We start from the raw sequence: 20934 nt of genomic DNA on the forward strand, positions 1-20934 counted from the left end.
ACGTACGCCAGGACGTCCGGCAGGCCGGCCTCGCGTACGCGGTGCGAGACGGTGGTGGTCGACGCGCGCCAGGACGTCCGGCCCTGGCCCAGGAGCCGGGGACGGTCCTAACCTGGCAGGGCACGCGGGACCGCCACGACGGCGTCGTACCCGCGCGACGGCGTCGTGCCCGCCGCACGCACAGCCTTAAGGAGCCTGACCACCATGACCGCCACCGCTGACGAGTCCGTCTTCGCCGCCGAGAACGTCTTCGGCAAGGGCGAGCCCAACACCGCCTACGCCCGGTACTTCACCGGGAACAGCTTCCTGAGGAACCTGGTGACCGATCCCGAGTGCGCCGTCAGTGTGCACAACGTCACCTTTGAGCCGGGCTGCCGCAACAACTGGCACATCCACCACGCCACTAGCGGCGGCGGCCAGGTGCTCATCTGCACGGCCGGCTCCGGCTGGTACCAGGAGGAGGGCAAGGACGCCGTCTCGCTGGTACCCGGCGACGTCGTGTTCACCCGCGCCGGCGTCAAGCACTGGCACGGCGCTAAGGCCGACTCCTGGTTCGCCCACATCGCGCTCGCGGTCCCGGGGGAGAACACCTCCAACGAGTGGCTCGAGCCGGTCGACGACGCCGACTACGCGGCCCTGTGAGCGGGGGCCGGTCACCCTCGGACGGGCCGTTAGTGATCTGGACGTACGCGGCCCTGTGAGCCGCGGGCTGGCGCAGCAGGGTGCCCGGCCCGCAGAGTGCCCGGCCCCGTCAGCCAGGAGGTCGCCCCGCCGTGGCCGTCCTTGACCGGGGCGGGGGGGGGCGTGAGGTGGCCGGTGCCCACTACGGGGCGCGAGGGACGACGGCACCCTCGGTGGTCTTGCGGTGATCTTGGCACGGACGGCTGGCCCCCACGCCACGGGGTGTGATTGGGCGTCCACCGTCTGAGGGGCCTGAGGGCCCGCCTGGCCCCACGCCACAGGGCGCAGTGCCGGGGCCTGCTGGCCAAGGCGCTGGCCGTCCCGCTACTGGCGGGCATCCCGCTACCGGCGGGGACGGGGCGCCCCGCTCGGCGGCCATCCCACTACCGCCAGCCGCCCCGCTACCGGCGGGGGCCAGCCGCCCCGATACCGCCGACCGTCCCGCTACCGGTGGGCCAGGACCTCGCCGTGGACCACCACGAACCAGCCGTCGTCCGCCTCGGCCCACTGCTGCCAGGCGCACGCCATCTCCTCCAGCTCATCGGGGTCGGTCAGCCCCAGCTCGACCGCCCGCGGGCCGAAGGAGGAGCGGCAGCGCTCCGCCCAGGTCCCGCCCCACCAGGCCCGCAGCTCAGGCGTCGCGTAGCACCAGGTCGACGCCGAGGCCCGCACCTGGCTGAACCCCGCGGCGCGGGACCAGGACAGCAGGCGGCTGCCGGCGTCGGGCTCCCCGCCGTTGGCCCGCGCCGTAGCCATGTAGACCTGGCGCCAGCGCTCCAGGGCGGGCGGCTGCGGGTACCAGGCCTTGGCCGAGTACACCGAGTCGCGCACCGCCACCACCCCGCCCGCCCGCACCACCCGGCGCATCTCCCTCAGGGCGGCCACGGGGTCGGCCACGTGCTGGAGCAGCTGGTGGGCGTGGACGACGTCGAAGGAGGCGTCCGCCAGGGGCAGGTCGTGCACGTCACCGCCGACCAGCTCCACGCGGTCCGCCAGGCCCCGCGCCGCAAGGGTGGCCCGCGCCGCGTGAAGCGCCGCCGGCGCGCCGTCGAGCGCGACGACACGCCCGGGCGCGACCGCCTCGGCCAGGTCCGCGGTAACGGTCGCGGGCCCGCAGCCGACGTCGAGCAGACTCATCCCGGGGCGCAGGTGGGGCAGGAGGTAGGCGGCGGAGTCGGCCGCGGTGCGGTGGGAGTGGCTGGCCAGGACGGCGGGGGAGTGACCGTGGGTGTAGCGGTGGGTGGCGGTCATGGCAGGGAGTATAGGAGCGGGCCGGTCCCCGGTATCCCGGCGCCCGTAAGGCTGCTGGGGTCGGTGGGCTCGGTCCCCGGTATCCCGGCGCCTGGACGTCGCGGGGCCCGCTAGGGTGCCGGGGCCGTCGGCCCCATACGCTGCGGGACCAGTGGGCGGGATATTTCGTCTCAGTAAACGGCTGGGTGGGATGCTCGGGTCAGGCGCGGGAGACCGCCTGCCCGACGACGTGCTCCTGCGCGGACCGTTCCGGTACACGAAGGAGCCCCCATGCAGGACGTTGTTGAGAAGGTCTACGAGCAGGTCGTCGCGCGCAACCGTGGCGAGGCCGAGTTCCACCAGGCGGTGCGCGAGGTGCTGGAGTCCCTCGACCCGGTGATCGCCAAGCACCCCCACTACGCTGACGACGCGCTCCTGGAGCGCATTGTCGAGCCCGAGCGCCAGGTCATCTTCCGCGTGCCGTGGGTCGACGACGCCGGGGCCGTCCACGTCAACCGCGGCTTCCGCGTCGAGTTCAACTCGGCCCTGGGCCCCTACAAGGGCGGCCTGCGCTTCCACCCGAGCGTCAACGTCGGCATTATCAAGTTCCTCGGCTTTGAGCAGGTCTTCAAGAACGCGCTGACCGCCCAGGGCATCGGCGGCGGCAAGGGCGGCTCCGACTTCGACCCCCACGGCCGCTCCGACGCCGAGGTCATGCGCTTCTGTCAGTCCTTTATGACCGAGCTCTCCCGCCACATCGGCCCGTCCACGGACGTGCCCGCCGGTGACATCGGCGTGGGCGGCCGCGAGATCGGCTACCTGTTCGGCCAGTACAAGCGCCTGCGCAACGCCTACGACGCCGGGGTCCTCACCGGCAAGGGCCTGGCCTGGGGCGGATCCCTGGTGCGTACCGAGGCCACCGGCTACGGCACGGTCCTGTTCGCCCAGTCCATGCTGGCCACCAGGGGCCAGACCCTGGAGGGCAAGACCGTCGCGGTCTCCGGTGCCGGGAACGTGGCCATCTACGCGATCGAGAAGGCCCAGAAGCTGGGTGCCAAGCCCATCACCTTCTCCGACTCCTCCGGCTACGTCGTCGACGAGGCCGGGGTGGACCTGGAGCTGCTCAAGCAGGTCAAGGAGGTCGAGCGTGGCCGCGTCAAGGACTACGTCGAGCGCCGTCCCGGCGCCCGCCTGGTGACCCAGGGCCGGGTGTGGGACGTGCCCGTGGACGTCGCCCTGCCCTGCGCCACCCAGAACGAGCTCGACGGCGCCAACGCCGCCACCCTGCTGAAGAACGGCTGCACCGTGGTCTCCGAGGGCGCCAACATGCCCTCCACCCCCGAGGCCGTCGAGGCCTTCCAGTCCGCCGGGATCCTCTACGCCCCCGGCAAGGCCTCCAACGCCGGCGGCGTGGCCACCTCCGCCCTGGAGATGGAGCAGAACGCCGGGCGCACCCGCTGGGACTTCGCCACCGCCGAGGCCAAGCTCGACGCCATTATGACCGACATCCACGACTCCTGCGTGGCCGCGGCCGAGGAGTACGGCCGTCCCGGCGACTACGTGCTGGGTGCCAACGCCGCCGGCTTCACCCGGGTCGCCGACGTCATGATCGCCCACGGCATCGTCTGACGTCCTGCCGCTGGCGTCCTGCCGTTGAGGTCTGCCGCCTCGCCCGCCCCGGCAGCCCGCCCCGCGAGAACGGTACTTGTTTGCCGTGAGAACGGGCCCTGTGCCTGACCCGTGACCGGCTGAGGCGGTCCTGCTGCGGCCTGGGCCCGGACGGCGTCTCCGTTCTCGCTGGTCGCCTCGACCTGACCGGGCGGCTCTCCGTAACCCTGCGGAGGGTCGCCCGGTCTTCGTGCGTCCAGGCAGCGTCGCGTCCGTGCCCACGGTGATGGCTGTGCACCGCGCGGACCGTACGGCGGCGGGACGCTCGCGCCCGTGCCCACGGTGGGCTGGCCTGCGGCCGGTCCGCACGTACCCCGGAAGCGGACCGACGTCGTCAAGGTACCCAAGACCGTGAGGGGCTGGTTCGCGCGTCCAGGTGGCGGCCCGGCCAGGTCAGCTCACAGGACGGCCACCTGGCAGGCCGGTCCGCGTGTCCAGGTGGAGGCCCCGGCTGGGGAGGGTGCTCCCGGGGCTGCGAGGGCGCGGTGGCGGCTGGCTACCTCGTCCGTTCTCACGAGCAACAAGTACCGTTCTCGCGAGCAATAAGTACCGTTCTCACGGATCTGGGGGTGCTGCGAGGGCTCTGGCCACGCCGTCGGCGTAAGAGGTGAACAATCGCCGCGCTACCACTATGATAGTGGTGCAAATCACCTGCCGAGAGGCCGGAATGTCCGAAATCGTGTGGCCACATGTCCGATCGGGCGCTATAGTCCTCTTATCGGCGTCCGATCGGGCGATGATCCAAGGGAGGAGGAGTCGTGGGGCAGATGAGCGCTGAGGCGCGGCAGGAGTCCATCGTCGACGAGGTCCTCGTCAACGGCCGCGTCAGCGTCACCGCGCTCGCCGAGCGCCACAGCGTCACCGTCGAGACCATCCGCCGGGACCTGACCGCCCTGGACAGGCGCGGCGCCCTGCGCAAGGTCCACGGCGGGGCGGTGGCCACCTCCGCCGTCGCCGCCCCCGAGACCGCCGTCATTGAACGTGAGCAGTCTCACGCTCAGGCCAAGCGGGCCATGGCCCGGGTCGCCGTGGGCGCCCTGGACCTGGGGGCGGGCGACCGCCTCATCCTGGACGCGGGCACCTCCGTGGCCGCACTCGTCCCCCTCCTGCCGCCCGGGACGCCCCTGACCATTATCACCTCCTCGGTCCTGACCGCCTCGGCACTGGCCCCGCAGGAGCACCTCAGCGTGCGGATCCTGGGCGGTCAGGTCCGCGGCCTCACCCAGGCCGCCGTCGGCCCCGAGGCCCTGGCCACCCTGGCCACCCTGCGCGTGGACACCGCCGTCATCGGGGCCAACGGGCTCAGCGCCCGTCACGGCCTGTCCACCCCCGACCCGGAGGAGGCCGCCACCAAGCGGGCCATGGTCGCGGCCGCCGACAGGGTCGTGGTCCTGCTCGACTCCTCCAAAGTCGGCCAGGAGCACCTGGTCTCCTTCGCCCCCCTGGACGCCATCGACGTCCTGGTCACCGACCGCCCCCTACCCACCAGCCTCCACACCGCCATCACCACTACCGGAGCAGAGGTCCTCACCACATGATCACCACACTCACGCCCAACCCCTCGCTCGACCGCACCGTCACCCTGCCCGGCCCGCTGCTGCGCGGCGCCGTCAACCGCCTGGCCTCCGTCACCGTGGAGCCCGGCGGCAAGGGGGTCAACGTCGCCCGCGTGCTGGCCGCCTCCGGACAGCCCGTCACCACCGTCCTGCCCGCCGCCACGCACGACCCGCTCCTGGCCGCCATCGCCGCCCTGGGCCTGCCCGGCCTGACCGCCCTGCCCGTGCCCGTGGCCGGGGCTGCCCGCGTCAACACCGCCGTCACCGAGCCCGACGGCACCACCACCAAGCTCAACGAGCCCGGCGCGGGCCTGAGCGCGGAGGAGGTCGACGCCGTCGAGCACGCCCTGCTGGAGGCCCTCGCCTCCGCCCCGCCCACCGCCACGGACGAGCACCACTGGGCGGTCCTGTCCGGCTCCCTGCCGCCCGGCGCCCCGGTGGACTGGTACGTGCGCCTGGTGGGGCTCCTGCGCCCCCTGGGGGTGCGCATTGCCGTGGACACCTCCGACGCCCCCCTGGCCGCCCTGGCCGCCGCCCTGCCCGGCTCCGCCCCGGACCTGATCAAGCCCAACGGCGAGGAGCTCGCCCAGCTGGCCGGGGTGGGCGCCACCGACCTGGAGGAGGGGGCCATGGCCGGGGACCTGGAGCCCGTGGCCGCCGCCGCCCGCGTCCTGGTGGACCTGGGGATCGGCGCCGTCATGGCCACCCTGGGCGCGGCGGGAGCCGTGCTCGTCACCCCCGACGGCGCCTGGCACGCCACCGCCCCGCGGGTGCCGGTGGTCTCCACGGTCGGCGCCGGGGACTCCTCCGTGGCCGGCTACGTCCTGGCCGACGTGCGCGGCGGGGACGAGTCCCGGCGCCTGTCCACCGCCATGGCCTACGGCTCGGCCGCCGCCAGCCTGCCCGGCACCACCCTGCCCACGCCCGCCGACCTGCCCTCGCTGGCCTCCGTCGTCACCGCGCTGTGAGCGCCCGCCGCGCCCGGCTCCGGGCCGCGGCCGTCCCGGCGGCTGCGCCCCCGCGTCGCCAGCACCACTGAGCCGCCGCTCATTATCGATCGTCAGCACTCATTACCACCCCACCCCGAGCGCCTCGTCGCCCGACCCACAAGGAAAGAACAATGTCACCAGCACCGCAGCAGGTACCACTGATTGTGCCTGAGCTCGTCGCCCTCGACGCCTCACCCGGGAAGGAGAAGAAGGACGTCATCGAGTTCCTGGCCTCCGTCGTGGCCGGCGCCGGCCGCGCCAGCTCGCCCGACGGCCTGGCCACCGACGCCCTGGCCCGTGAGGCCACCGCGCCCACCGGCATCCCCGGGGGCATCGCCATCCCGCACTGCCGCAGCCCCCACGTGCTCGCCCCCTCCCTGGGCTTCGCCCGCCTGGCTGAGCCCGTGAGCTTCGGCGCCGCCGACGACCGGGACGCCGACCTCATCTTCATGATCGCCGCTCCCGCCGGGGCCGACGACTTCCACCTCCAGCTGCTGGCCAAGCTCGCCCGCGGCCTCATGCGCACCGACTTCACCGACGCCCTGCGCGCCGCCCCCACCGCCCAGGACGTCGTCCGCCTGGTCACCCAGCAGGTCCAGCCCGAGCTGCTGGAGGACGCCCCCGCCGACGCGGCCCCCGCCTCCACGGCGGCGCCCACCTCGCACGCGGCCCCCGCGGGCAGCAAGGGGACCGTCATCGTGGGCGTCTCCTCCTGCCCCACCGGCATCGCCCACACCTTCATGGCCGCCGAGGCCCTGGAGCAGGCCGGCAAGGAGCGTGGCGTCGAGGTCCACATCGAGGGCCAGGGCTCGGGCAAGATCGACTGGCTCGACCCCGCCCTCATTGAGAAGGCCGACGCCGTCATCTTCGCCCACGCCCTGCCCGTCAAGGGCCGTGAGCGCTTCGCCGGTAAGCCGGTGATCGACGTCGGGGTCAAGGCCGCCGTCAACGACGCGGGCAAGCTCGTGGACCAGGCCCTGGCCGCCATGAAGGACCCCGACGCCGCCCGGGTCCCCGCAGGCGGCGAGGGTGGCGAGGCCGCCGCCGAGGAGGAGGACGAGCACTGGGCGCGGCGCCTCCAGGGCGCCGTCATGACCGGCGTGTCCTACATGATCCCCTTCGTGGCCGCCGGTGGTCTGCTCATTGCCCTGGGCTTCCTGCTCGGCGGCTACGACATCGCCCTGACCCCTGAGGGGAAGACGCAGTCGGTGGCCCAGACGGTGTTCAAGGAGTACACCCTGTGGAACCCGCCCGGCGAGGTGGAGGGGGCTGCGCACTCCAGCGGTCTCCTGCTCTACGTGGGCTCGATCTTCCTGCTGCTGGGGCAGGCCGCCATGGGCTTCCTGGTCCCGGCGCTGGCCGGCTACATCGCCTTCGGCCTGGCCGGGCGCCCCGGCATCGCCCCCGGCTTCGCCATGGGCACAGTGGCCCTGGCCGTGAACTCGGGCTTTATCGGCGGCCTGATCGGCGGTATCCTCGCTGGCTACTTCGCGGCCTGGCTGGCCGGGCTCAATGTGCCCAAGTGGCTGCGCGGGCTCATGCCCGTGGTCATTATCCCGCTGGGCACCACCCTGGTGGTCGGCTCGGTCATGTACATGTTCCTGGGCAAGCCCCTGGCGGCTCTCATGACCAGTCTGCAGAACGGCCTGACCTCCATGTCCAGTGGCGGCTCGGCCATGATCCTGGGCGTTATCCTGGGTCTTATGATGTGCTTTGACATGGGTGGTCCGGTCAATAAGGCCGCCTACCTCTTCGCCACCGCGGGGTTGAACCCGGACTCCCCTCCCACGATGGAGATCATGGCCGCCGTTATGGCCGCCGGTATGGTGCCCCCGCTGGCGATCTCCGTGGCGACCTTCCTGCGTCCGCGCCTGTTCACCAAGGCCGAGGTCGAGAACGGGCGCAGCGCCTGGCTGCTGGGGCTGTCCTTCATTACCGAGGGCGTCATCCCCTTCGCCGCGGCCGACCCGCTGCGCATTATCCCGGCCACCATGGCCGGCGGGGCCGTCACCGGCGCCCTGTCTATGGCCATGCACGTGGGGTCGCGCGCACCTCACGGCGGGGTGTTCGTGTTCTTCGCCATTGAGAACTTCCTCGGCTTCGTCCTGGCGATCCTGGCCGGGATGGTGGTGTCCGCCGCCCTGGTGGTGGTCCTGAAGTCCGCCAAGAAGAAGAGCCCGGCCCCTGCGGCCGCGTAGGGTCGCTGACCCCGGTGGCCCCCGCCTCCGTGGCGGGGGCCCGGCCCCTGCGGCTGCGTAGGGTCGGCTCCTCGCCGGGGGCCTGGTCGCCCGGGGCGGCGGGCTGGCTCCCGCGGCCGTGTGAGGGTCACCGTGCTAGCAGGTTGGGAAGCTCGCGTTGGGACCTGGCCCCGTGGCTGCGTGAGGGTCGGTAGCCGCCGCCCTGGGGACTACTGGGGTGGCGGCCTGGCTCCCGCGAGTGCGTGAAGGTCGCCCCCGAGCAGTCTGTAACGCCAGAGTTCTCGGGGCTGGCTCCCGCGAGTGCGTGAGGGTCGCCGCAATGACGTGGTCCGCCGGGGTGTCTCCGGCACTGGCCCCCGCGGCCGCGTGAGGGCCACCGTGCTGACTAGTTCGGGCCGTCCTCGACCCCTGGCCCCGCGGCCGCGTGAGAAGTCCCTGGACGGTGCGCACCGCGCGCGATCCCGCCGCCCCGGTCCCCGTGTGTCCACGTGAGGGTCGAGCTGTGTTTCGGGGTGCGCAAGGACCAGCCCGGCCCGGTCCCCGTGTCCACGTGAGGGTCGAGTCCGCGGTCACCGACTATGAGCTCGTCGGTGCCCGCCCCATGGCCGCTTCCGGTCGGGCTTTCCCCACCCGGCCCGACCGGGGCTGCAATACCGCCCGGTGACCGTCAGGTACGGTCACCGGGCGGCGTCGTGCCTGAGTAGTTGCGGGGGTCGTGTGCTGCTGCCCGACTGGGCCCAGGTGCCTCGACCCCAGCCCCCTGCGGGGATCCTCCGCTGGTGCGCCGGACCATTCGGTAGCCTTCACCGGCCCCCTGCGGGCATCGCAGGGTCCGGCGCGCCGGACCATCGGTAGTCCCTCACCCAGTCCCTTGCGGGGTTCTCGTCACCCAGGCCCTAAGAGCTGATAGCTGCTCGTCCCCAGTCCCCTGCGGGAGTCCTCGGTAGTTGTGGCGTCCGCACCGTCGCAGCCTGTGCCCGGATCCTTAAGTCTCAGGCTGCGCTACACGTAAGTCTTAGGCTGCGCCAAACAGCCGCCCGATGCTGCCGGGAGCGTGCGGCCTGGGCCAAGGTGTCCAGGGGCCGGTCGGCTCGGTGCTGCCAAGGCGTGAGGCGGCGCTGCCGCCCCTCACCAGAGGCCGCACGGCCGCCCGGTGTTGCTGGGAGCGTGAGACCCCTCCGGTACCAGCCGCTCGTGAGGCCGGGGTGCCCGACCAGGAGCGCCAGGCCGCCACCAGCCGCTCCCGGCGGGGTCTTACGGGTGCGACGTCGATGGACGCCATGGTCGGGGACAAGCCGCTCCTGGCGAGGTCTTGCGGGGCCTGTCGTGGGCAAGGCTAGCCTGGGGCCATGGCAGCACGACGACGAGTCAGCCCTCAGGACGGGGCCCGCGCGGCTCGGCAGTGGGCAGCGGCCCAGAAGGGCCAGTCCCTGCCCCGGCAGGTCACGGCCACGGCCGTGCGTTTTACCCTGGAGGAGCTGGCCGCCTGCGCGCCCGGGCGGAGCGTGGAGGTCCGCGTGCCACCTTTTGGCGCTGTCCAGGCCGTGGCTGGGACGGTGCACCGCCGAGGGACCCCGCCCAGCGTCGTCGAGACCGACGCCGCCACCTGGCTCGCCCTGGCCACAGGACGCCTGGGCTGGCAGGAGGCGATGGCGTCAGGCGCCCTGGCCGCCTCCGGCGAGCGCTGCGACCTCAGCCCCTACCTGCCGCTCCTGCGTGCCTGAGGGCCGCGGGCTCGTAGACCACACGCACCACGGACCGCTGCCGCCGCTCCTGCGTGCCTGAGGGTGGGCCGGTCCCGCCGGGCCACCAGGGCCACAGCCCGCACCGCCTCCTGTGTGCCTGAGGGCCGAAGGTCACCGTGGCCACTGGGCGAGGCATGGACGAGGGCCTCTCCTGCATGCCGAAGGGTGGGCCTGCGTGGCTTCCAGGAGCAGGGGTGAGGGAGCGCTGCTGCTATGTGCCTGAGGGGTGGGTATTGACGGGGGTAACCGGAGACGAGCGGGTCCCATCAGGTCGAGAAGCTTGCTGGCGGCGAGGGCGGCGGGCCAACCGGAGACGAGCGGGTCCCATGGGCTGAATGTGCTCTTAGGCGGGTGAACGCTCTCTCAGTAGGTTGGGCGTCCTTCTGGGCAGGTGAACGCCATCTTGGGGGGATAGGCGCGCTCGCGGGTTAGTGAACGCCACATTAGGCGGCGTTCATCCGCGTAAAAGCGCGTTCACCTGCTTAGAAGCGCGCCTATCTACCTAAGAGCGCGTTCACCGGCCTGAGAGCGCGTTCAGGTGGGTGGGGTACCTGGGCGTGGAGTCAGCTGTGCGGGCGGGGCGGGCCCGGACCTGGGCGCGGTTGAACCCGTCGTAGGCGTGTCCGACCCTCTCGGGTAAGTCTTGGGGGCGGGCGCAGGGTCAGTGTGAGCCCTCCGTCTGGGAGCGGCACAGGACCAGCGTGGGCCCGCCGTCTAGGGGCGGGTGATGGGCGCAGGATCAGCGCATCCAGGCCCGGGGCGTGAGCTCGAACGCCGTCCCGGGTGGCAGGCACTGGAGCAGACGGGTCGTGAGCGCCGCGTCGTCGCCGCGCAGGTCGTTCCAGCCCACACGTACCAGCCTCCAGCCTGTTCCGGCCAGGTGCTCCTGACGGAGCTTCTCCTGGTACAGGGTGCCCGGATCCGTGTACTTTACGGCGCCGTCGAACTCTACCCCCAGGCAGAGCGCGGGCCAGGCGAGGTCCGGGAAGTACCACTTTCCCCGGACCTGGACCGGGTGCTGGGCCACCGGCTCGGGGCGCCCGCCCGTAGCAGGGCCAGCCGCAGCACGCTCTCACCGGGCGACTCCGCCCAGGGGCTGAGGAAGGGGAGCAGGCGGCGTGCACGCAACCGGCGCCGTCGGCAGGACGCCTGCTCTATGCGTGTGGACACCTCCCGGAGCAGGTCGCGCACCCGCTGTCGCTCCGGGCCCGGGTGGAAGCGGTCAGGGCGAGCGGCGATGCGCAGCAGGGAGTCGGCAATGACGAGGGCGTCAGGGCAGGGGAGGTCCAGGAGGCAGTCCGCCATTGTGCGTGGGAGCGTCGTGACCGGCAGGCCGTAGACGTGGGTGACGTCGGAGTCCGGGACCGCCAGGGCGTGCCGCCGGTGCCGCACCTCACGGCCCCTCAGGAGGGAGGAGCCCTGAGGCGTGCCCGGGGTCTGCCCCTGAGGGCGCTCCCGAGTCAGGGGGCCGCCGTAGACCATGCTTGGCAGTCGGGCAGAGGTCCGGGCGGAGGAGGTGGGGCGAGTGGTGTGGACGTCAGGCTCCTGGCGGTAGAGGCAGGCGCCGTGCAGGAGGGCGGCGGACTCGTGGGAGAAGCACACCGGTGTGCGGGCGGCGCGACTGACTGCCAGGAGGCGTGCCAGGCTGACCTCCCGCTGCTGCGCCCAGGCGGGAGGGGGAACGGTGGCAAGAAGGTACTGGCCCCGCGCGAGACGGACAGCATGTGCTGGTAGCGCGTCTGGAAGGTCGGTGCTAGAGACGACCGTTGGTATCGTTAAAGGTTGTCGTAGGTCCATGTCTTATGATGACCAACATATGCTCATATTGTCAAGCGATGGCTACGTGACTGTAGAGAGCTCTACGCTGGTTGGGCATCGGTGTGCCGGACGGCGGTGGGTCGCCTGCCGGGTGGACGTGTTCTTGGAGGAGTGAACGCGCTTTCAGGTGGGTGAACGCCGCCTGAAGTAGCGTTCACCCACCCGAAAGCGCGCCCATCCGCTTGAAAGCGCGTCCACCTGCCCGAGAGCACGTTCACTTTGGGTGGGGGTGTGGCAGCTGGGGGAGCGGGAGAGTGATTGGGCGGCCCGGCAGCCATCCCGCAGGTGTGCAAGACTGGGCAGGTGCGAGAAGGCGATACCCTCACCACCCTCGGCGCGCGCGACCCCCTGGGGCCGGTGGCGCCGTCGGACCCCGCCAACGTCCTGGAGGACGTCTCGGACCCCGCCAGAGCCTCCGGTCCCACCAGGGCCCCGGACCTCACCAACCGTGTGGTGCGGCCTCCGGACTGCACGAGCTCCGGTCCCACCAGGGCCCCGGACCCCGCCGACGTCCTGCACGACCCCGAGCCCCGCGAGGAGTGCGGCGTGTTCGGCGTGTGGGCCCCGGGTGAGGAGGTCAGCCGCCTGACCTACTTCGGCCTGTACGCCCTCCAGCACCGCGGGCAGGAGTCCGCCGGGATCGCCACCACGGACGGGGCCAGCATCCGGGTCTACAAGGACCTGGGCCTGGTCTCCCAGGTGTTCGACGACAACACCCTGACCGGCCTGACCGGCCACCAGGCGGTAGGCCACGTGCGCTACGCCACTACCGGCGCCACCACCTGGGAGAACGCCCAGCCCATGCTCGGGCCTGTCTCCTCCTCCACCCTGGCCCTGACCCACAACGGCAACCTCACCAACACCCGCGAGCTCATGGAGGCGGTCTTCCGCACCTCCGGGGAGGACCTCACCGGTGAGCTCGGCCGCGGCTCCTCCACCGACACCGCCGTCCTGGCCTCCCTCATGAGCCTGGTGGCCGAGCGCGGGGAGGTGGACGGCTGGGACACCGCCGCCGACGTCGCCGAGGCCGGCATGGAACCGCCCGAGGACGTCGCCCGGGCGCAGGCCCCGCTGAGCGTGGAGCAGGCCGCCCGTCGCGTCCTGCCCATGCTGCGGGGCGCCTACAGCCTGGTCTTCATGGACGAGCGCACCCTCTACGCCGCCCGCGACCCCCACGGGGTGCGCCCCCTGGTCCTGGGGCGCCTCGAGCGCGGCTGGGTGGTGGCCTCCGAGACCGCCGCCCTGGACATTGTGGGCGCCGCCTTCGTGCGTGAGGTCGAGCCCGGGGAGTTCCTCCGCATTGACGCCGACGGCGTGCGCTCCTGCCGGTTCGCCGTGGCCAAGCGGGCCGGCTGCGTGTTCGAGTACGTCTACCTGGCCCGCCCCGACACCCGTATCGCCGGGCGGAGCATTATCGCCGCCCGCAACGCCATGGGCGCCGCCCTGGCCCGGGAGTACCCGGTAGCGGCCGACCTGGTCATCGCCACACCCGAGTCCGGCACCCCCGCCGCCATCGGCTACGCCCAGGCCTCCGGCATCCCCTACGCCCAGGGGCTGGTCAAGAACGCCTACGTGGGCCGGACCTTCATCCAGCCCACCCAGACCCTGCGCCAGCTCGGCATCCGCCTCAAGCTCAACCCGGTGCGCGAGGTCATTGAGGGCCAGCGCCTGGTGGTGGTGGACGACTCCATTGTGCGCGGCAACACCCAGCGGGCCCTGGTGCGCATGCTGCGCGAGGCCGGGGCCGCCGAGATCCACGTCCGCATCTCCTCCCCGCCGGTGACCTGGCCCTGCTTCTACGGCATCGACTTCGCCACCCGCGCCGAGCTCATTGCCACCTCCATGAGCGTGGAGGAGGTCTGCCGGTCCATCGGCGCCGACTCCCTGGGCTACCTCTCCGTGGAGGGCATGGTCCGGGCCACCGGGCAGGCGGCCTCCGAGCTGTGCATGGCCTGCTTCACCGGCTCCTACCCCACGACCGTCCCCACCGGCGGCCCCCCGGTCAGCTCCCTGCCCGTCTCCCACGTCCCCAGCGCGTACCGCCGTCGTCCTGACGGCACCCCCGGCAGGGGCGGCACCAGCCGGGAGGTGAGCCGCCCCGACCTGGCCGCCGGCAGCCCCACGACCATCCCTCCGACCTCCTAAGGAGCCCCCATGAGCCAGACCTCCTCCGAGACGCCCGACCGTCCTGGCCAGGGCATCACCTACGCCTCCGCCGGGGTGGACACCGCCGCCGGGGACCGCGCCGTCGAGCTCATGAGGGCGAGCGTGGCCGCCACCATGACCCCGGCCGTCGTCGGGGGAGTGGGCGGGTTCGCCGGCATGGTGGACGTCAGCGCCCTGCGCGACTACCGCCGTCCCCTGCTGGCCACCTCCACCGACGGCGTGGGCACCAAGGTCGCCATCGCCCAGGCCCTGGGCGTCCACCACACCATCGGGGCGGACCTGGTGGGCATGGTGGTGGACGACATCGTGGTGGTCGGGGCCCGCCCCCTGCTCATGACCGACTACATCGCCTGCGGCCACGTGGTCCCCGAGCGGGTCGCCGACATCGTCCGCGGCGTGGCCACCGCCTGCGCCGCCGTGGGCACCCCCCTGCTGGGTGGGGAGACCGCCGAGCACCCCGGGCTCATGAGCCCTGAGGAGTACGACGTCGCCGGCGCCGCCACCGGCGTGGTGGAGGCCGACCGCGTGCTCGGCGCCGAGCGTGTGCGCCCCGGTGACGTCCTGGTGGCCATGGCCTCCTCCGGCCTGCACTCCAACGGCTACTCCCTGGTGCGGCGCGTCATCGAGCACGCCGGCTGGCAGCTGGGGCGGGTGGTCCCCGAGCTCGGACGCACCCTGGGCGAGGAGCTGCTGGAGCCCACCCGCCTGTACACCACCGCCTGCCTGGGCATGATCCAGGCCCTGTACGACCCCGGTGCCGAGCCGGGGCTCGGCGAGGGGGTGCGGGCCCTGAGCCACGTCACCGGCGGGGGCCTGGCCGCCAACCTCGCCCGGGTCCTGCCTGCCGGGACGGTAGCCGACGTGGACCGGGGGTCCTGGACGGTACCACCGGTCTTCGACGTGGTCCGGGCTGCGGGCTCGGTGCCGTGGGACGACCTGGAGGGGACCCTCAACCTGGGGGTCGGCATGGTCGCCGTCGTCGCGCCCGAGGCGGTCGATGACGCCCTGGCCGCCTCGCGGGCCGCCGGGATCCCCGCCTGGACCCTGGGGGCCGTCCACGCCGGGACGGACTACGTACCCCGGGGCCGGGTGGTGTCGGGCACCAAGGGGGTGGACGGCGGGGCCGTGGACGTCCACGGCGCCTACCGCACCACCTGAGGGCTCTTTCGGGGACGGGGCCCGCCCCCGGGCTCCGTCCCGGCCCCGAGACGCGGGTCTAGAGGGCTCTCCGAGGCAGGGGCCCGCCCGGGCAGGGTCCTGGGACGCCTCCTCGGGACGGGGCCTCGGGTACACGGGAGCCGGGGACGCCTCCAGGGCGACGGCGCACCCCGCCATGCCATGGTGGGCCCTGGTGCCCTGGGGGCAGCCCGGGGGCCGGCACATGGTGCCAGGCCCCTACCCGGGCTTAACCCGGCGCAGGCGCGCGGTACCCCACGGCCCTCGTCGTGCGAGACGGCCTAGGAGAGGGTGCTAGCGTTTGCCCTGGTCGCCCCAGTCATCGTCGTCGACGTTATACTTGGAGGCCAGCTCCTCGTAGTCGACCTCGTCAGTGTCCGGACCGGAGGACGCGGACGAGGTCGAGAGCTCGCGCTCCAGCGCCGCGTAGTCAGTCTGGGGACTGAAGTACTTGAGCTTGCGGGCGACCTTGGTCGCCTTGGCCTTCTGACGGCCGCGCCCCATAGGCTCGACCCCCTCCAACGTATCTCTTGGCGCACACGTGGGCGCGCTCTCACTGGGCAAATGTGTCGTGGGGCTACCGTACATCGTTGGCCCCGGAATGCACCATTCAATGGGCCCCGGCGTGGACGTGTCGCGCGGCACGCACGGGCCCCGACGGCGAGACCGCCCTGCCCGACGACCCGTGGGCCGCCGGGCCCGGTGGCCGCCACCGGACGAAGGTCCTAGCGGCGCAGGGCCTTGACCAGGGCGACGGTGCTCAGGATCGCCAGGCCCGCGGCCAGGCCGGTCAGGAGCGACAGGGAGGCCGGGTCGCCGTCGCGCGCGTCGTCGACCAGGCGGGTGGCCCTGGCCTTGAGACGCTGCGGGCTCAGGGCCTCGGTGACGCGGGTGCGGATCCGGGTGACCCGGCTGCTGACGGCCTCGCTGGCCATGGCCTTGACATGGGCGGGGGCGATGAACTCGCCCAGGGCCTGGGCGTCGGCCACCAGGGCGGCCCGGCGCCTGGCCAGGTCGGCCTCGACGTCCTGGGGGCCCGAGGGCGGTCCGGCTGGGGTGGTGCTCATGAGTCGCTCTCCTTGTCCCTGGTCAGGCCCGTGGTCACGGCCGTCCTGACGGCCTGGAGGTCGTCGCGCAGCTGGGCCGGCGTGTCCTTGAGGCCGTCGGCCTGGGCCTTGGCCTGCTGCAGGCGCTTGAGACCGGTGACGGCCAGGGGGATGGCGACCAGGAGCAGGACCAGTACCACAATGAGGGAGGCGGCCCACGCGGGCAGCACCAGGCTCAGGGCCTGGGCGGCCGCGGTCAGCAGGAAGCCCAGGGCGAACAGGAACAGGATCCCGGCGACGCTCAGGAGGGTGGCACCGAGCCCGCCCACCTTGGCCAGGCGCTGGAGCCTGGCCTTGGCCAGGGAGATCTCACCGCGGAGGATCCCCATCATGTTGTCTGACATCCGGGCGAGGAGCTCGCCGAGCCCGGGCTGGGGCGCAGTGTCCTGTGGCGGGTGCGGGGGTGCGGGGGACTGCTGACTCATCTGCGAACCTTTGACGTGACGGTGGTCGGCCGCGGGGCGGCCGGGCGCGTGATGGGCACAAGGTTCTCACGAACAGGTCCCTACGTGCAGCCCCGTCCCCGGCCGGGCCGGGCGGAGACCGGGACACGCCGGGGGCGGGCCGGGGGCGGGCCGGGCGCCTACCCCTGGTTCCAGGCCCGCCACAGGGAGGCGTACTCCCCGCCCGCCGCCACGAGCTCGTCGTGGGTGCCCAGCTCCACGATCCGCCCGTCCATGACCACGGCCACACGGTCGGCGTCGGCGGCGGTGTAGAGGCGGTGCGCCACCTCCACCACCGTGCGCCCGGCCAGGGTCGTGGACAGGGTCCGCTCCAGGACGCGGGCGGCCCGGGGATCCAGCAGGCTGGTCGCCTCGTCCAGGACCAGGGTGTGGGGGTCCAGGAGGACCAGGCGGGCCAGGGCGAGCTCCTGGGCCTGGGCGGGGGAGAGCGCGAGGTGCCCTGAGCCCACGAGGGTGTCCACGCCCTCGGGCAGGGCCCGCACCCAGTCCATGGCACCAATGGCCTCCAGGGCGCCGGTGACCGTGGCCGCGTCGGCCTGGGGGCGGGCCAGGCGCACGTTGTCCGCCACGGAGCCGGAGAACACGTGGTGCTCCTGGGTGATGAGGGCCACGTTGCGTCGCAGCTCGGCCTCGGACAGGTCGGTCAGGCTCACCCCGCCCACGCTCACGGTCCCGGACGTCGGCGGGTTGATGCCGGCGAGCATGCGTCCCAGGGTGGACTTCCCGCTCCCGGAGGGGCCGACGACGGCGAGCCGCTCCCCGGGCACGAGGTCCAGGCTCACGTCGTGGAGGACCTCGTGGCCCTCCCGGTAGGAGAAGCACACGCCCTCCAGGCGCACCTGCGTGCCCTGGGGCACCTGACCGGTGGGGACCCGGTCCGGTGCCACCTCCTCCACCCCCAGGATGCGTGACAGGGAGGCCTGGGCCACCTGGACCAGGTCGATCCAGAACATGAGCTGGCCGATCGGCTTGCGCAGCTCCATGGCGTAGAGGGCCACCGTGGTGATGGCGCCCAGGCCCACCACGCCCCGGGAGGCCAGGAAGGCGCCCCACAGGAGGATGACCACCACCGGGGCGCGCCACGCCACGTCCAGGACCAGGTACAGCCGACGACGCAGCCAGACCCCCAGGTGCTCCAGGGACCACGCCTCGGCCACGGCCCTCTGCACGGCCTCCTGACGGCGCTGGCCCAGGGCCAGGGCGTCCACCGTCTGGGCGTGCTCGACGGTCTCGGTCACCGTGCCGTTGATACGGGCCGTCGCGGCGGAGCCCGCCCGGTAGGTGGGGATGGCCACGGGCAGGTACCAGCGCATCATCCCCCACACCGGTGGCGCCACCACGAGCAGCCCCAGGGCCAGGAGGGGGCTGGAGACGGTGGCCGCCACGATGGTGAGCACGATGGTGACCACGCAGACCAGGATCTGCGGCACGCCGGTGCGCACCAGGAACTCGATACGGGAGATGTCCGTGGTGGTGCGACCCACCAGGTCCCCGGTGCCCGCGGACTCCACGGCGCTCAGGGGCAGGTGGACCACCCGGTTCATCATGCGCTCGCGCAGGTCGGCGAACACCGACTCGCCCAGGACGCGCGCCCGCATCTGGGCGTAGCGGTTGACGACCGCGCCCGCCACCGTGACCACCACAATGGCCCCCACCACCCGGTCCACGTAGCCGGTGGTGGCGGTCCCGCCCGAGACGCGGGTGACGAGCCGCCCCAGGAGCTGGGGGGCCACCAGGGTGGACAGGACCGCGACGACCTGCAGGGTGAGGACCCCCACGAGGCGCCACCGGTAGGAGAGCATGATGCCCAGGGTCTTGCGCAGGGCCACCGGGCCGGGGGCGACGGGCAGCATTAGGCCTCCACCTCCCTGCCGGGGGCCTGCTCGGGCTGGCCGGCGCCCTCCCCGGGCTGGCCGGGGGCCTGCTTGAGAGCCGCACCAGGTGGTGGGGTGCCGGGCCGGGTGGTGGTCGGTGGGGTGCCGGGCCGGGCGCTGCCCACGTCGCCGGGCTCGGTGCCCCCGGCGTCCCTGGGGTCCCCGGGCGGTGGCCCCCCGGGGTGGGGGTCGCCGGCCTCCTGGCCGGTGGCCCGGGCGACGACGGCGCGGTAGGCCAGGGCGTCCGGGTCGCCGCGTCGGGCCTGGGCCAGCAGGTCCCGGTGGGTCCCCGTGGTCCTCACGGTGCCGTCCTCCCTCAGGAGAGCGACGGCGTCGCAGGCCTCCAGCACCAGGGGGGACTCGGTGACGACCACCGTGGTGCGTCCGCAGCGGGCCCGGCGGAGGCGTCGGGCGACCCGGGACTCCGTGTGGGAGTCCAGGGCGCTGGTGGGCTCCACCAGGACGAGGGTGGGGGCCTCGGTCAGGAGGGCCCGCGCCAGGGCCACGCGCTGGCGCTGGCCCCCCGAGAGCGACCGGCCCTTCTCCGTGATCATGCCCGCCAGGCCCGCCTCCAGGGAGGACAGGACGTCCCCGGCGTCGGCCACCTCCAGGGCGGCCAGGAGGCGCTCGTCGCCCTCGGCGTGGGCGGGGGCCTGGTGGACCTGCTGGTCCGCGGCCGCCACCCCGACGCGGGAGGCCTCGGCGCGGACGAGGTCCAGGAGGCTTGAGGGTCGGGCCCCCAGGGGGCGGCGGGCGTCGAGGGCCTCGCGCAGGGTCCCGGTGAAGAGCTCGGCGGTGGCCCCGGACACCACCACGGAGGCCCGCACCTGCGCCAGGGGCATGTCGGTCAGGGGCCGCCCGGCCAGCGTGACCCGGCCCTGGCCGTCGTCGAAGCGGCCCAGGCGGGTGGCCAGGGCGGCGGAGGCGTCCGGGTCCGCGCACACCACGGCGGTCATGGCCCCGGGGGCCAGGACCAGTCCCGAGGTCTCGTCCACGATCGTCCCGGTGAGAGGGTCGGCGCAGGTCGCGTCGAGGTCCTCACGCTCGGCCGCGCTGCCCGCGGCCGGGGCCACCGCCAGGACCCGGGCGAGCTTGCGCAGCCCCACGCGGGCGCGGGCCAGCTCCTGGACCGTCTCGGAGAACACCCACAGGGGCCAGGACAGGTAGGCGGTGTAGCCGTAGAAGGTGACCAGCCCGCCCGCGCTCAGGTGACCCGCCAGGGCCTGGCGCGCGGAGGCCCAGATGACCACCGCCACGAAGAGGCCCGGCAGGAGCACCTGGAGGCTCATGAGCACGGACTGGACCCCGGCCACCTCGACGCCCCGGCGGCGCAGCTCCTGGGAGGCGTCCCGGTAGCGGCGGGCGAAGACCTCCTCGCCGCCGATCCCCCGCAGGATGCGCAGGCCCGCGACGGCGTCGGTGGTGATGGTGGTGAGGGCGGACTGGGCCTCGCGCTGGACGTTCTGGCGCCTCTGGAGGGGGCTGACCAGGCGGGTGGTGATCCAGGCGGTCAGGGGCATGCCCACCAGGACGACGAGCCCCAGGGTCACCGAGGTACGCAGCATGAGGACCGCCACCACCAGGAAGGAGAGGGCCGCCCCGATCAGCTGGGGGAGGCGTTCGTAGAACACGCCGATGGACTCGGCGTCGGCGGCCACGACGGCGGCGACCTCCCCGGTGGAGACCTGGCGGGGCAGGGCGGCGCCCACGTGGGCGGCATGGCGCTCCACGAGGCGCTGGACGTCGAAGGCCGTCCGCATCCACACGTGGGCGGCCAGGTACATGGCCATGGTGTCGGCGACGGCGTAGAGGCAGAACAGCCCCAGGAGGGTGAGGCTGAGCAGCCACACGCGCCGGCTCAGCCCGTCACCGACCCCGGAGTCCAGGGCCAGGCCCAGGAAGGTGGGGACGGTGGCCTGGATGACGGCGGCGACGGTGGCGGCCAGGGTGGCGGCCAGGAGGATGCCGGTGCTGCGGCGGGCCAGCCAGGCCAGGAGGTGGCGGGTGGCGCGGGTGGCGGCGTCGGGCCCCGCGGGGTCGGCCGGGGGCTCGGGCAGGGGTGCGTCGGCCTGGGGCAGGTAGCGCGGCGAGGTCTGCGGGACGCGGAGGCGCTCGTAACGCCTGGAGGGCGTCAGGCGCGGCGCCCTGGGCGGGGTCGGGCGTGGTGGCGGGGTGGTACAAGACGGCGTCATCGTGGTCGGCAGGCTACTCCGGGGCACGTCCCTGCGTCGCCCCGGCCCGCCCTGTCCCGCCCGGCCAGCGG

At 73.2% G+C, this 20934-nt stretch carries 15 protein-coding genes; 8 read left to right on the forward strand and 7 right to left on the reverse strand.

What is annotated here, in order from left to right; translation table 11 throughout:
* Nucleotides 1-204 precede the first annotated feature (204 nt).
* Nucleotides 205-642, forward strand: coding sequence for a cupin domain-containing protein (locus JJJ15_RS09085; protein WP_200510523.1), 438 nt, complete (start codon nt 205-207; stop codon nt 640-642).
* Between the two features lie 483 nt (nt 643-1125).
* Here the strand turns inward: JJJ15_RS09085 and JJJ15_RS09090 are convergent, their stop codons facing one another.
* Nucleotides 1126-1932: a class I SAM-dependent methyltransferase gene (locus JJJ15_RS09090; protein ID WP_200510524.1), complete on the reverse strand. Its 807-nt coding sequence runs from the start codon at nt 1930-1932 to the stop codon at nt 1126-1128.
* A 270-nt stretch (nt 1933-2202) separates the two neighbouring features.
* On the opposite strand from JJJ15_RS09090, the gene gdhA reads away from it, so the two are divergent.
* The 5 genes from gdhA (at nt 2203) to JJJ15_RS09115 (ending at nt 10046) form a co-directional block, all read left to right on the forward strand.
* The gene (gdhA, locus tag JJJ15_RS09095; RefSeq protein WP_200510525.1) at nt 2203-3540 is read left to right on the forward strand and encodes an NADP-specific glutamate dehydrogenase; all 1338 of its coding nucleotides are present in this window, start codon (nt 2203-2205) and stop codon (nt 3538-3540) included.
* An 806-nt stretch (nt 3541-4346) separates the two neighbouring features.
* Nucleotides 4347-5117 carry a DeoR/GlpR family DNA-binding transcription regulator gene (locus tag JJJ15_RS09100; RefSeq protein WP_200510526.1) on the forward strand — a complete coding sequence of 257 codons (771 nt, stop codon included), beginning with the start codon at nt 4347-4349 and terminating at the stop codon, nt 5115-5117.
* Nucleotides 5114-6103, forward strand: coding sequence for a 1-phosphofructokinase family hexose kinase (locus tag JJJ15_RS09105; protein ID WP_106110369.1), 990 nt, complete (start codon nt 5114-5116; stop codon nt 6101-6103). Before JJJ15_RS09100 ends, JJJ15_RS09105 begins: the two co-directional genes overlap by 4 nt.
* Nucleotides 6104-6255: 152 nt before the next feature.
* Complete coding sequence (locus JJJ15_RS09110) at nt 6256-8322, forward strand: fructose-specific PTS transporter subunit EIIC (RefSeq protein ID WP_200510527.1); 2067 nt, start codon at nt 6256-6258, stop codon at nt 8320-8322.
* 1349 nt (nt 8323-9671) lie between these two features.
* Entirely contained in the window at nt 9672-10046 is a 375-nt protein-coding gene (locus JJJ15_RS09115) for a sterol carrier family protein (protein WP_200510528.1), read from the forward strand.
* A gap of 760 nt (nt 10047-10806) precedes the next feature.
* On the opposite strand, the gene JJJ15_RS09120 is transcribed toward JJJ15_RS09115, so the two are convergent.
* A complete protein-coding gene (locus JJJ15_RS09120; RefSeq protein ID WP_200510529.1) occupies nt 10807-11094 on the reverse strand; it encodes a hypothetical protein in 288 nt (95 codons plus the stop codon).
* 1304 nt (nt 11095-12398) lie between these two features.
* Between JJJ15_RS09120 and purF the strand changes: the two genes are divergently transcribed.
* Both purF and purM read left to right on the forward strand, forming a co-directional pair.
* Complete coding sequence (gene purF / locus JJJ15_RS09125; RefSeq protein WP_246742269.1) at nt 12399-14030, forward strand: amidophosphoribosyltransferase; 1632 nt, start codon at nt 12399-12401, stop codon at nt 14028-14030.
* 9 nt (nt 14031-14039) lie between these two features.
* Nucleotides 14040-15209, forward strand: a complete 1170-nt coding sequence (gene purM / locus JJJ15_RS09130; protein WP_200510530.1) for a phosphoribosylformylglycinamidine cyclo-ligase — start codon at nt 14040-14042, stop codon at nt 15207-15209.
* A 312-nt stretch (nt 15210-15521) separates the two neighbouring features.
* Here the strand turns inward: purM and JJJ15_RS09135 are convergent, their stop codons facing one another.
* The 5 genes from JJJ15_RS09135 to JJJ15_RS09155 form a co-directional block, all read right to left on the reverse strand.
* Complete coding sequence (locus JJJ15_RS09135) at nt 15522-15731, reverse strand: DUF3073 domain-containing protein (protein WP_106110374.1); 210 nt, start codon at nt 15729-15731, stop codon at nt 15522-15524.
* Nucleotides 15732-15952: 221 nt separating this feature from the next.
* Nucleotides 15953-16294, reverse strand: coding sequence for a hypothetical protein (locus JJJ15_RS09140; protein WP_200510531.1), 342 nt, complete (start codon nt 16292-16294; stop codon nt 15953-15955).
* Complete coding sequence (locus JJJ15_RS09145) at nt 16291-16758, reverse strand: phage holin family protein (protein WP_200510532.1); 468 nt, start codon at nt 16756-16758, stop codon at nt 16291-16293. The genes JJJ15_RS09140 and JJJ15_RS09145 overlap by 4 nt, the downstream gene beginning before the upstream one ends.
* A 158-nt stretch (nt 16759-16916) precedes the next feature.
* Complete coding sequence (locus JJJ15_RS09150) at nt 16917-18650, reverse strand: ABC transporter ATP-binding protein (protein ID WP_200510533.1); 1734 nt, start codon at nt 18648-18650, stop codon at nt 16917-16919.
* Nucleotides 18650-20863, reverse strand: a complete 2214-nt coding sequence (locus JJJ15_RS09155) for an ABC transporter ATP-binding protein (RefSeq protein WP_246741998.1) — start codon at nt 20861-20863, stop codon at nt 18650-18652. Before JJJ15_RS09155 ends, JJJ15_RS09150 begins: the two co-directional genes overlap by 1 nt.
* Nucleotides 20864-20934 lie beyond the last annotated feature (71 nt).

The organism is Actinomyces sp. HMT897 (genome assembly GCF_016626125.1).
Taxonomy (GTDB): domain Bacteria; phylum Actinomycetota; class Actinomycetes; order Actinomycetales; family Actinomycetaceae; genus Actinomyces.

Bases quoted from the DNA above. Each gene is read 5' to 3' on its own strand.
- JJJ15_RS09110 (WP_200510527.1), top strand. From the start codon at position 6,256: ATGTCACCAGCACCGCAGCAGGTACCACTGATTGTGCCTGAGCTCGTC.
- purM (WP_200510530.1), top strand. From the start codon at position 14,040: ATGAGCCAGACCTCCTCCGAGACGCCCGACCGTCCTGGCCAGGGCATC.
- gdhA (WP_200510525.1), top strand. From the start codon at position 2,203: ATGCAGGACGTTGTTGAGAAGGTCTACGAGCAGGTCGTCGCGCGCAAC.
- JJJ15_RS09085 (WP_200510523.1), top strand. From the start codon at position 205: ATGACCGCCACCGCTGACGAGTCCGTCTTCGCCGCCGAGAACGTCTTC.
- JJJ15_RS09105 (WP_106110369.1), top strand. From the start codon at position 5,114: ATGATCACCACACTCACGCCCAACCCCTCGCTCGACCGCACCGTCACC.
- JJJ15_RS09090 (WP_200510524.1), bottom strand. From the start codon at position 1,932: ATGACCGCCACCCACCGCTACACCCACGGTCACTCCCCCGCCGTCCTG.
- JJJ15_RS09140 (WP_200510531.1), bottom strand. From the start codon at position 16,294: ATGAGCACCACCCCAGCCGGACCGCCCTCGGGCCCCCAGGACGTCGAG.
- JJJ15_RS09150 (WP_200510533.1), bottom strand. From the start codon at position 18,650: ATGCTGCCCGTCGCCCCCGGCCCGGTGGCCCTGCGCAAGACCCTGGGC.
- JJJ15_RS09115 (WP_200510528.1), top strand. From the start codon at position 9,672: ATGGCAGCACGACGACGAGTCAGCCCTCAGGACGGGGCCCGCGCGGCT.
- JJJ15_RS09145 (WP_200510532.1), bottom strand. From the start codon at position 16,758: ATGAGTCAGCAGTCCCCCGCACCCCCGCACCCGCCACAGGACACTGCG.
- JJJ15_RS09135 (WP_106110374.1), bottom strand. From the start codon at position 15,731: ATGGGGCGCGGCCGTCAGAAGGCCAAGGCGACCAAGGTCGCCCGCAAG.
- JJJ15_RS09100 (WP_200510526.1), top strand. From the start codon at position 4,347: ATGAGCGCTGAGGCGCGGCAGGAGTCCATCGTCGACGAGGTCCTCGTC.
- JJJ15_RS09155 (WP_246741998.1), bottom strand. From the start codon at position 20,863: ATGACGCCGTCTTGTACCACCCCGCCACCACGCCCGACCCCGCCCAGG.